The 11,481-nt window shown below is 59.9% G+C and carries 9 protein-coding genes; all 9 read left to right on the top strand.

The features are described 5' to 3' along the window. The first annotated feature begins 132 nt into the window (after positions 1-132). The 9 genes from ilvD to HD592_RS12645 all read left to right on the top strand — a co-directional run bounded on the left by ilvD (position 133) and on the right by HD592_RS12645 (position 11,411). A complete protein-coding gene (gene ilvD, locus HD592_RS08150; protein WP_184453218.1) occupies positions 133-2,004 on the top strand; it encodes a dihydroxy-acid dehydratase in 1,872 nt (623 codons plus the stop codon). A 12-nt stretch (positions 2,005-2,016) separates the two neighbouring features. Beyond that, on the top strand, positions 2,017-3,633 hold the full coding sequence (gene cimA / locus HD592_RS08145; protein ID WP_184453216.1) for a citramalate synthase: 1,617 nt from the start codon (positions 2,017-2,019) through the stop codon (positions 3,631-3,633). Between the two features lie 78 nt (positions 3,634-3,711). Further along, positions 3,712-4,758, top strand: a complete 1,047-nt coding sequence (locus HD592_RS08140; protein WP_184453214.1) for a LacI family DNA-binding transcriptional regulator — start codon at positions 3,712-3,714, stop codon at positions 4,756-4,758. A gap of 141 nt (positions 4,759-4,899) precedes the next feature. Continuing rightward, positions 4,900-5,649, top strand: coding sequence for a cupin domain-containing protein (locus HD592_RS08135; protein ID WP_184453212.1), 750 nt, complete (start codon positions 4,900-4,902; stop codon positions 5,647-5,649). 38 nt (positions 5,650-5,687) lie between these two features. After that, entirely contained in the window at positions 5,688-6,722 is a 1,035-nt protein-coding gene (locus HD592_RS08130; RefSeq protein ID WP_184453210.1) for a substrate-binding domain-containing protein, read from the top strand. A gap of 66 nt (positions 6,723-6,788) precedes the next feature. Continuing rightward, on the top strand, positions 6,789-8,312 hold the full coding sequence (locus HD592_RS08125) for an ATP-binding cassette domain-containing protein (protein WP_184453208.1): 1,524 nt from the start codon (positions 6,789-6,791) through the stop codon (positions 8,310-8,312). After that, entirely contained in the window at positions 8,309-9,355 is a 1,047-nt protein-coding gene (locus HD592_RS08120) for an ABC transporter permease (protein ID WP_184453206.1), read from the top strand. Before HD592_RS08125 ends, HD592_RS08120 begins: the two co-directional genes overlap by 4 nt. After that, positions 9,352-10,356 carry an ABC transporter permease gene (locus tag HD592_RS08115; RefSeq protein ID WP_184453204.1) on the top strand — a complete coding sequence of 335 codons (1,005 nt, stop codon included), beginning with the start codon at positions 9,352-9,354 and terminating at the stop codon, positions 10,354-10,356. Before HD592_RS08120 ends, HD592_RS08115 begins: the two co-directional genes overlap by 4 nt. Continuing rightward, a complete protein-coding gene (locus tag HD592_RS12645; protein ID WP_184453202.1) occupies positions 10,356-11,411 on the top strand; it encodes a DUF4432 family protein in 1,056 nt (351 codons plus the stop codon). The genes HD592_RS08115 and HD592_RS12645 overlap by 1 nt, the downstream gene beginning before the upstream one ends. The last annotated feature ends 70 nt before the right edge of the window (positions 11,412-11,481 follow it).

Below are 11,481 nucleotides of genomic sequence, written 5' to 3'. Positions count from 1 at the left end.
TCGCGAAAGCGGCTGTCCGCCCTCGGGACGATTGCAACAGAATCGCGGAGCCCCGTCCATCTTCCGGAGCCTTCGGCGAAGCCCTTTTCCCAACTCCTAGGCTGGGGCCCGGATGAACTCAGGAGGACTTTCATGAGCAGGCAGCTTCGCTCGGCGACATCGACGCAGGGACGCAACATGGCGGGCGCACGCTCGCTCTGGCGGGCGACCGGGATGACCGATGAGGACTTCGGCAAGCCGATCATCGCGGTCGTCAACTCCTTCACCGAGTTCGTTCCCGGCCACGTCCACCTGCGCGACGTCGGCAGGCTCGTCTCCGACGCGATCCGCTCCGCGGGCGGCGTGGCGAAGGAGATGAACACCATCGCCGTCGACGACGGCATCGCGATGGGGCACACGGGCATGCTCTACTCGCTGCCCTCGCGCGAGGTCATCGCCGATTCGGTCGAATACATGGTGAACGCCCACTGCGCCGACGCGATGGTGTGCATCTCGAACTGCGACAAGATCACACCCGGCATGCTCATCGCCGCGATGCGCCTCAACATCCCCGTCGTCTTCGTCTCCGGCGGGCCGATGGAGGCCGGGAAGAACATCGATCCCGCGGCGATCATCGGACCGGCGACCACCGGTCACGGCAACCTCATCACGGTGATGAACGCGACGGCGAATGACGAGGTCTCCGACGAGGACCTCCTCGCGATCGAGAAGGCCGCGTGCCCGACCTGCGGCTCCTGCTCGGGAATGTTCACCGCGAACTCGATGAACTGCCTCACCGAGGCCCTCGGCCTGTCCCTCCCGGGCAACGGCTCGACGCTGGCCACCCAGGTGGCGCGCCGCGCCCTCTTCACCCGCGCGGGCGAACTCATCGTCGACCTGTGCAGGCGCTACTACGAGGAGGAGGATGACTCGGTTCTGCCGCGCTCGATCGCGAGCGTCGACGCCTTCCGCAACGCGATGACCCTCGACATGGCGATGGGCGGCTCCTCGAACACCGTCCTCCACCTCCTCGCCGTCGCGCACGAGGGCGGGGTCGGCTTCGACCTCGGCGACATCGCCGAACTCGGCAAGACCGTCCCCTGCCTGTCGAAGGTCGCGCCGAATCACAACGACTACCACATGGAGGACGTCCACCGGGCCGGCGGCATCCCCCGCATCCTCGGCGAGCTCGACCGGGCCGGACTGCTCACCCACTCGGTCCATTCGATCCACTCGCCCTCCCTCGAGGAATGGCTCGCGCGCTGGGATCCGAAGTCTCCGAGCGTCGCCCCCGAGGCGATCGAACTGTGGAGGGCGGCGCCCGGCGACGTGCGGACCGCCGAGGCCTTCTCGACCTCGAACAAGTGGGCCGAACTCGACCTCGACGCCGAGAAGGGCTGCATCCGCGACGTCGAGCACGCCTACACCGCGAACGGCGGCTTGACGGTCCTCTTCGGCAATCTCGCCCCTGAGGGCGCGATCATCAAGGCCGCCGGCATCGATCCGGAGCTCTTCCACTTCGAGGGCTCCGCCCGCGTGATGGAATCCCAGGAGGAGGCCATCGAGAAGATCCTCGACAAGACGGTCGAGGCCGGCGACGTCGTCGTCATCCGCTACGAGGGCCCCGCCGGGGGCCCCGGAATGCAGGAGATGCTCTACCCGACCTCCTTCCTCAAGGGCCGCGGCCTGGGCAAGGCGTGCGCGCTCATCACCGATGGCCGCTTCTCGGGCGGCACCTCGGGCATCTCCGTCGGGCACATCTCCCCGGAGGCGGCGGACGGCGGGCTCATCGGCCTCATCGAGGACGGCGATCGCATCATCATCGACGTCGACGAGGGGCGCCTCGAACTCGACGTCCCCGCAGACGAGATCGAAGCCCGCCGCATCGCCCAGGAGGCGCGCGAGCACCCGTGGACCCCGAGGAACCGCGACCGCGTCGTCTCCCCCGCACTCCAGCTCTACGCGGCCACCGCGATGTCGGCCTCCAAGGGCGCGGCGCGCGACGTGTCGCGGGTGCTCCGCTGAAAGGAGCCGATCGTGAAGGACCACGTCGCCATCTACGACACCACGCTGCGTGACGGCGCCCAGCAGGAGGGCATCTCCCTCACGGTCTCCGACAAGATCGCCGCGCTCGCGATCCTCGACGACCTCGGCGTCGACTACATCGAGGGCGGTTGGCCGGGCGCGATCCCGAAGGACACGGCCTTCTTCGAGCGGGCCCGCAACGTCAAGCTCCACCACGCGAGGCTCGCGGCCTTCGGCGCGACGACCAAGGCCGGTGTCCGGGCCGCCGAGGACCCTCAGGTCGCGGCGCTGCTGCGATCGGGCGCCTCCGTGATCACCCTGGTCGCGAAGTCGGACCCGCGGCACGTGACGAGGGCCCTGCGCACCACCGTCGAGGAGAACCTCCGGATGGTCCGCGACACCGTCGAGTACCTCACCGCCGAGGGCGTGGACGTCATGGTCGACCTCGAGCACTTCTTCGACGGCCTGGCCTTCGATGCGGACTACGGCATGACGGTCATGCTCGAGGCGGCCCGGGCCGGGGCCGTCGCCGTGATCCCCTGCGATACGAACGGCGGGAACCTGCCCTCCGTGATCGGCGAGGTGACGCGGCGCGCCCGCAGCCTCCTCGACGAGGCCGGTTCCACCGGGTGCGTTCTCGGGATCCACACCCACAACGACACCGGCTGCGCGGTCGCGAATGCGATCGCGGCGGTCGAGGCCGGGGCGCGGCACGTCCAGGGCACGGTGAACGGCTACGGTGAGCGCACGGGCAACGCGAACATCCTGACCTGCGCGGCGAACCTCCAGCTCAAGCTCGGATACGACGTCATTCCGCCCGCTTCGATGGGGTCCTTGGACTCCGTGTCGCATCGCATGGCCGAGCTCGTCAACATCCCGCCCTTCGCGCGCGACCCCTACGTCGGGCAGTCGGCCTTCGCCCACAAGGCGGGGCTTCACGCCTCCGCGATCCGCGTCGACCCCGACTTGTATCAGCACATCGATCCGGCGGTCGTCGGGAACGGGATGCGGATGCTCGTTTCGGAGATGGCGGGCAGGTCCTCGATCGAGCTCAAGGCCGAGGAACTGGGCATCGACCTCACCTCCGTGCCGAACGCGGCGGCGATCCTCGCCCAGAAGGTCAAGGAGCGCGAGGCCGAGGGCTACACCTACGATGCGGCGGACGCCTCTTTCGAGCTCCTCGCCCTGTCGGAATTGGGACGCCTTCCGAGGTTCCTGCGCGTCGAGTCGTGGAAGGTCACGACCCAGGAGATCGCCGAGGTGCAGGGCGAGCCCTACGCTGCGACCGAGGCGACGGTGAAGATCCACACGGATCGGCGCCACATCCGCACCGCGGAGGGCAACGGCCCGGTCAACGCCCTCGACCGCGCGCTGCGCCACGTCATGACCCGCGACTACCCGGTGTGCGCGAATTTCGAACTCACCGACTTCAAGGTCCGCATCCTCGACGAGGACCGCGCGGGCACGGACGCGACGATCCGCGTCCTCATCGAGATGACGGACGGCCGGCGCGCATGGTCGACGGTCGGCATCGGCACCGACGTCATCGAGGCATCCTGGGAGGCGCTCTTCAACGCCTACTGGTGGGGGCTGCTCCACTCCGGGGCGACCTCGCTCCTTCAGGAGTAGAAGGCGCGGCCGTGTCTTCAATGATGCCTCGTGTCCACTATCGTTGAACCGGTTTAGAATCGGCGCGGGGGATACGGCATGAATGCTCGAAAGTCCAGTGGGGGTGGCAAAGGGTTTCAATTCGTCGGCGTTCGGCAAGTTGCCGCTGCTGCTGGTGTATCCACAGGCACCGTTTCCAACGTTCTAAATCGCCCCGAGACTGTCAGTGAACAGACGCGGTTGAGAGTCCAGGGCGCGATCGATGCTCTGGGATTCGTGCCATCGATTGCCGCGGGTCAGTTGAGGGGACATCGATCCAAGCAGATCGGTGTTGTCGTGCCAGATGTAGGAAACCCCTATTGGGCATCGGTTCTGCGAGGCGTTGAGTCAATTATCGAGGCAGAAGGACTGTCGATGCTTGTCAGTTCGACGCACCAAGATCGAAAGCGCCAACGATCGATCCTTCGTGCGCATCGAAGTCAGGGGGTTGACGGTCTTATCCACGTCCCCATCTCCGAGTCCGCGATGGAATGGCAGGAGTTTGAAAGATGCACCTACGGGATCGTCACTATCAAACCCGCTGAACAGGGAACTGACAGGGCTGCTGTTGGATCTGATGACGTGACGGGCGCGCGGTTGGCGATGGAGCACCTTCTCGAGCTGGGTCATAGGTCGATCTGCTTCATCAACGGTCCGCACTTCGTTCCTTGGTGCGCGAATCGTCTTGAGGGCGTGCGCCGAGCAATCGAAGCAAGAGGCCTTAGACCCTCAAAGGTCCTCAAGGAGATCAGCGTTGCTGATCTAACCGTTGCAGAAGGCAAGATCGCAGCGAAGCGGATTCTTGCCGAAGGTGAAGCGACAGCAGTCCTATGTGCGAACGATGTCACGGCGCTTGGCGTCATCCTTGCCTGTGATGAGGCGCGTGTCACTATTCCTCAGGATCTTTCCGTCGTTGGGTACGACGATGTCGACTTCGCTCCGGCTCTCCGACCTTCACTAACGACCGTCCATCAGCCGTCATTCGAGATTGGAGTCGCGGCCGCGTGCCGACTGTTAGGGCGCGCCTATGAAGTCGATGCGACGATGCTGGCTCCGAAACTCGTCGCTCGCGACTCCACCGGTGTCCCGACGTCAATTCGCGACTGATACTCCCTCAGCTCGAAACGTTACCGAATCGAGATCTATTCAACGTTCCCTGTGATGCGCCTTACGTCATATTCTTGAACCGGTTCAGAGCTGAACCGGTTCAATGCGGCGATGGAGCCGTGAGTCTGCGTGGGAGGTCCGATGACTAGAACATTCATCACTCGCAAGGAATATGACGACTGGATCCTGAGTGCTGCGAGCCTCGCCCGCGCGCTTCGGTACCCGATCACTGAGTCGATGATCAATGACAGCGCTGGCATTGTTTACGGTGACGATCAGTATGAGGCCTTCGAGAAGGGGCTTTGGTGTCCGGATCCTTACGAGATCATGATCATCTTCGAGTCGCTCAACCAAGCTGCGGTCGACGGGCTCCCGGCTGCCGGAGCCCCCTACTCTGAGTATTCTGGGCTTTGCGACAAACTGATGATTCTCCATCCAGGCAAGTACTGCGCCTCCCACTACCATCTGCGTAAGACGGAGAGCTACGAGGTCGTTCTCGGTTCGATGGACGTCTTCTATGGAGCCGAGGGGCTAAATCCGCGCGACGAGGAGCTGCTCGAATTCGAGAAGATGCCTTCTGGCGAGTCGTGGCCCGAGGGCGTTGAGCTCCCGAAGGGGCGTGAAGAGTCGTACTCGCAGCTTACGAGCTATGTTCGTCTCGAAGCGGGTGACCCGAAGTTCGTGATGCACCGGAAGCATCTGCACGCATTCCGCTGCCCGCCTGACGCCAAGGTGCCTTTGGTTGTGCGCGAGGTGTCGACCTACAGCCATGAACCCACAGAGGCTGCGCACGACAAGCCAGTTCCCCTCGAGGCCTGGCGCGGCGTGCACGACAACACCTTCCTTGCGCCTGCGGCGAACGCTGGCCGACTCATTACCAAGATCATCTGATCGACGAAGCACATTCAAGGATTTCAAAGGAGAGATTCATGAAGTCACTCATCAAGTTCTCAGCTATCGCAGGAGCAGCTGCACTCACGATGGCGGCATGCGCCTCCGGTGCCGATACTGCAGCGCCCGGATCAGCCGAGACAGCACAGTCCAGTGCGGCTGTTCAATTCGAAGCGAAAGACCCACTTACCCTTGGCTACTCGGTCTATGACCTTCAAAATCCGTACTGGCAGTCGTATGCGGCAGGTGTCAAGGCAGGTGCTGCCGACGCGGGAGTCAAGGTGACTGTGGTGGACCAAAAGTCGGATCAGGCCAAGCAAGTCTCCGGTTCCCTTGACCTGATCAATCAGAACATCTCAGGATTGATCATCACTCCCGTTCAGCCCACGGCGCTTCCGTCGACGGTGGACGCAGCGCACGCTGCGAAGATTCCCGTCGTCATTGGCGATATTGGAACCGGCGGCAACTACGATGCGTACATCCAGTCGAACAACGCCAACGGTGGTGAGTTGGCTGCACAGTACGTCATTGACAAGTTTGCGGGTAAAGAGGGCGTTCACAAGGTTGGTGTGATCGAACTTCATGCAGGCTCGGTTGTCGGTGAGGAACGAGTTGGTGGATTCGTCAAGAAGATTGAGTCGCAGGACAACTTGAAGATCGTGGCCTCACTTGACGGCAACGACACCGTTGATGGCGGCTTCTCTGCGGCGCAGGACATGCTCTCTGCGAATCCGGATCTCGAAGTCATTTACGCAGCGAACGATGACTCGGCCATTGGTGCGCAAAGGGCAATGGAGACAGCGGGGAAGTCTGTTGCAGATGGCTTTGTGCTCATCGGCTTCGATGGTTCGAGCTCCGCACTTGACCTGATCGAACAGGGAAAGATGAGCGCGACTGTCGCTCAGGATCCGTATGGCCAGGGCAAGAAGGCCGTTGAGACGGTCCTGGCGCTTCTCAAGGGTAATGATCCCGGATTTGACGATCCGTCGGCAAAGACGATCTTCTTCCCTGTGCAGATGGTTGACAGCAGCACGCTCGCCGACTTCCGAGCGAGCCGCGCCGAGCAGAAGTAGTGCGCTCGGGGGGCGGATATCTTTAGATATCCGCCCCCCGGCGCCCGAGCAGAGGACTGGTGACCGGTGGACAATTCAGAAATCCTGCGGGTGGAGGAACTCCATCAGAAATACCCGGGAGTACACGCCGTAAAGGGCGTCACGCTCACCATTCAAGAAGGAATGGTCCTGGGACTTGTTGGCGAAAATGGCGCTGGAAAGTCCACGCTGATCAAAATGCTAGGAGGGATTGAGCGTCCGTATTCGGGCCGTATCGTTGTTCGTGACGCCGAGGTTCAGTTCGGCTCTTCAAGTGATTCCCAAGCGGCAGGTATTGCCGTTGTAAGCCAGGAATTTATGCTGGTCCCAGATCTTTCGATCGCCGACAACATATTCCTCGGCCACGAACTGACACAGGGTCCCTTCGTAAAAAGCGCGACCACACTCAAAGAGGCACGCGAACTTCTCAAGCAACTCGGCCTCGAGCTGGATCCGAACCGCCTGGTATCGACCCTAACCGTCGGAGACCAGCAACTCGTCGAAATCGCGCGGGCGCTATCGTACGACTTTTCTGTAATAATCATGGATGAGCCCTCTGCGGCGCTAAATGATGCAGAAATTGCGAATCTTCATGTCATTGTTCGTCGCCTCGCAAAGGCGGGCAAAGCAGTCATCTATGTTTCGCATCATCTTGATGAGATATTCGAAATCTGTTCGAACGTTGCGGTGATGCGTGATGGAGCCCTCGTTGCCGAAGTGCGTCCATCAGACATTAGTCAGGATGAGCTCATTGAGGCGATGCTTGGGCGCAAGCCTGAGAAGTTCTCGCGTGAAGCAAAGCTTGATTCCGGTGCTGTCTTTGCACTTCAAGTCCAGGACGTTCTGCTCCCGGGAAATGCTAATCGACACAACTTTAAGTTGAGAAATGGGGAGATCCTAGGCCTTGCGGGCCTCGTTGGATCTGGCAGATCTGAAATGACTCGTGCGCTATTTGGCGCAATTCCCATCATCGCGGGCAGCGTCATTGTTGGCGGAAAGAATGTCAGAATTAGGGACAGTCGATCAGCAATTCGGAATGGCATATTCATGTTGTCTGAAGACCGAAAGGCGGAAGGCATCTTCCCGCATCTGTCGGTGCTCGAAAATGCCCTGGTGTCGAAAGATCGAAAGAACTTGAAGTCCGTTGGGCGCTATCTTCCGATTGGTGCGATGGAGAGTGGGGCCTTTGGCAAGCTGCGAGAGTCGATGAGGATCCGTGTCGCAAATTCGCGCCAGCTCATTGCATCGCTCTCAGGAGGAAACCAGCAGAAAGTTCTGCTTGGTCGGGCGCTTCTTTCCGGATGCCCAATCTTGATTCTCAATGAGCCCACGCGAGGAGTGGATGTTGGGGCGAAGGTCGAAATATATCAGCTGATTAAGGAGCTTGCGGATCGTGGTGTATCTGTGATCATCTCAAGTTCTGATGCGCCGGAATTGGCCGCGATTTGCGATCGTTGTCTCGTCTACTTCTCTGGCAAGATAATTTCTGAGATATCTGGTGCCGATAATACTGAAGAGGCGATTATTGCTGCGGCCGTGGGTCAGGGGATGGAAGGGGGCGATGTCGAGTGAGTGAGATTGTGTCACAGGGCTCGATTGATTCGCTTCAGGAGCAGGCGAGAGTTCAATCAGAGCGTGATTCGAAGCGGGCGCTCCGCTTGCGATCGCTCATGCAGAATGCTGGAGTTCTGATTCCGTTTGTATTGATCCTTGGGCTCTGCGTCGCGTTTGTGCCCAATTTCCTATCGGCATCAAATGTTACGAATGTCTTGATTGGTTCAGCGATCCTTGGCATCATTGGGCTCGGTCAGACAGTCGTAATCGGCGTTCGAGGTATTGATCTGTCGGTTGGTTCTGCTCAGGCGCTCGTTGCGTGTTCCACGGCAATAGCCATGGCACATGGTGGAGCGCTTGCTGGAGTGGTTTGCGGTATTGGCGTCGGCTTGATTACAGGCCTCATCAATGGACTGCTGGTGACACAACTTAGAGTTCCTGACTTTATTGCGACATTGTCGACCATGAGCGTATATCGCGGCGCAGTGCTTCTCATTACGGGAGGTGCTCCGGTGGTGATCAGTAGTATCGGGTTCAAGGGATTCGCGACGACCTCTGTCATTGGCCTGCCGTTACCGTTCATTGTGGCGATGGCTATCGGGTTTGCGTGGTGGCTCGTCGTGGCGAGAGCGCGCTTTGGACGACATCTGATCGCGGTGGGCGATGCGCCGGCTGCTGCGACCGATTCGGGTATTTCGGTTTCGCGCATGGTCGTCTCTGCATACGTTCTCTGCGGGTTGATGGCGGGCGTCGCCGGTGTGCTGCTGGCGAGTCAGTTGGGAATTGTTAATGGAACCGTGTCGACGGGTCTTGAGTTGAAGGCGATTGCGATCGTTGTGCTCGGTGGCACGTCGATGATGGGCGGACGCCCACGGATCGTGGGCACGCTGATTGGTGCCCTTCTACTGTCGATGATCTATGCAGCGTTGAATCTGCTCAACGTCTCTTCGTTCTATCAGTACATCGCGCTCGGCGCGCTACTGGTCTTCGCGCTTTCATTGGACTCTCTCCAGCGCGCGGTCGTGAAGAAGGCGTTCCTAGGTGGGAAGGCGAGTCGATGAACGACAAGAATCCTGAGATGTTGAAGCCCTCATCTGATGAACATTCCCCGGCGTCAGGTGCCTTATGGCGCCTACTGAAGGCGCAATACTTAACGGCGACGCTCATTGTTGTTTGCGTGCTGCTCGGATTGTGTAGCCGTTCGTTCTTTGGGGCCGGAAATATCGCGAATATCTTGGCTCAGAGTGCTTTTGCGGGAATAGCTGCATGCGGAATGACAGTCCTCATTGCGGGTGGCTTAATTGATCTTTCGGTTGCCGGTCAGATTGCGATATGTTCGATTGTGGTGGCGGTTGCTTTGCCACACATGACCATTGGAGCGGCCTTCGCTCTCGCGCTCGTTCTCGGTGTGATCATGGGTCTGGTAAATGGTCTGCTGGTGGCGGGCCTGAGGATTCCGCCATTCATCGCGACACTCGGGTCGCTTTATCTTTTCCTGGGCGCGGCGTTTATCTTCACCGATGGAAACGTTGTTCCGATTAGCTCGCATTATTTTCGAGCGTTTACAACCGGTTCGATTTCAGTGGTGCCGATTGCGTTCATTGTGTTCGCGTGTTTGGCCGTCTTGACGTACCTCCTGTTCCAACATACGTATTTTGGTCGCGAGATTCGCGCAGTGGGTTCGAATGAGAGGGCTGCGGCTTTAGCGGGGATCTCAATTCCGCGCGTAAAGACGCTCGCATTTGTCTTCGCTGGATTCTGTTTCGCGCTGAGTGCGATGTTCATTTGTGGACGCCTGTCATCGGCCGAAGGAAACATGTCGATCGGGTATGAAATGACCGTGATTGCTGCGGTTGTTATCGGCGGAACGAGCATGCGGGGTGGCTCTGGAACGATATGGGGTACCGTGATCGGTGCTCTCCTGTTTACAATTCTGGGAAATGCTCTCAATCTCCTCGGGGTGCCGTCGTATTGGCAGTATGTCGTGACGGGTGTCGTTCTCATCGTTGCGATCTCCATCGGCACTGTGCGGCAACGTGCCGTTCCACTTAGGAGCGAGTAGTGCTGCAGATTTCTAACGAAGCGAGAGCGCTGCTTCGGTCGGAAGTGGGGGGCCGCCTCGGTGCGATTGAGCAGCTGATCGACGTGAGTCGAGTGAAAGCGGCAGATGGCTTGGCAGAGGGTGAGGATCTTCTGCTAGTTTCGAACCCGCAAGGTTTCTCTGTCGAACTTGAAATCGATCGCTGTCTGGATATCGGTCGGGCCTCGGCCGCGAACCTTCCCATTTCGTGGATTAGTGGATGTGGGCGGGTAGCCTCAGCGCGCACGAGCAGTTTGGGTTCTGACTGGGTTCGCTCATTCGGAGGAGGTCTCCTGACGACGTGTGGCATGCTCGCTACCGGTATGCCCAGCGTCGACATGGGGCGGGAGTTCGGACTTCACGGTAGGGTTGGCGCCCTTCCCTCTTCAAATGTTGTTGCTGAGCTTGTTATGAATGCTGGGCGCACCTGTGAAGAGTTGGAGTGCTGTGATTGGCGGTCACGCTTGTCACTCCGGGTTCGCGGCGAGGTCGTTGAGTATTCCCTTGGGGGAGAGTGGCTGCGACTTCAGCGCGAATTGCGATTCGCTCTAGACCGTCCCTTGATCGAGATTATCGACACCGTAACAAATGATGGCTTCGAAAGTGTTGAACACATGTTTCGGCATCATATTAACCTCGGGTATCCATTGGTGCAGGAAGGTACGACGGTTTCGTCTAATGCGGTGTTTCTTGGGGTTCGGGAATCCTCGCCTAGCGCAATTGATGTGCTTCCAGTTCAGCTCCGCGAGGAGCCTGCGCCTGAAGGTGTGAGCTACTTCTTGCCGCCTAGTGACGGTAGCGCATGCGTGGTGAACGTCGAAGCCGCAGAGGTAGGGAAGGTAAGAGTGTCATTCGATTCGGAAGATTGGAAGATACTCATACTCTGGCGTGACCCGTCGCCTGGTAGAAACGTCCTAGCGGTTGAACCGTCGACGTCCCGGGACGGCGGCCGCGCCGACGCGCGGGTGCAGGGCGAACTTGTTCACCTCGACCCGGGGGAGTCTCGGACCTATCGCACACTGATCGAGCGCTGTTGATGGCGGAAGACACGACCTTTCGGGTACGTGGATTCTGGCGCTCTGGTGGAGTCGGACCCGCAGGTGAGAG

Origin of the sequence: Schaalia hyovaginalis (assembly GCF_014208035.1) — a bacterium.
In the GTDB taxonomy this organism is placed as follows: Bacteria; Actinomycetota; Actinomycetes; order Actinomycetales; family Actinomycetaceae; genus Pauljensenia; species Pauljensenia hyovaginalis.
This window is presented reverse-complemented; position numbering and strand designations above follow the sequence as displayed.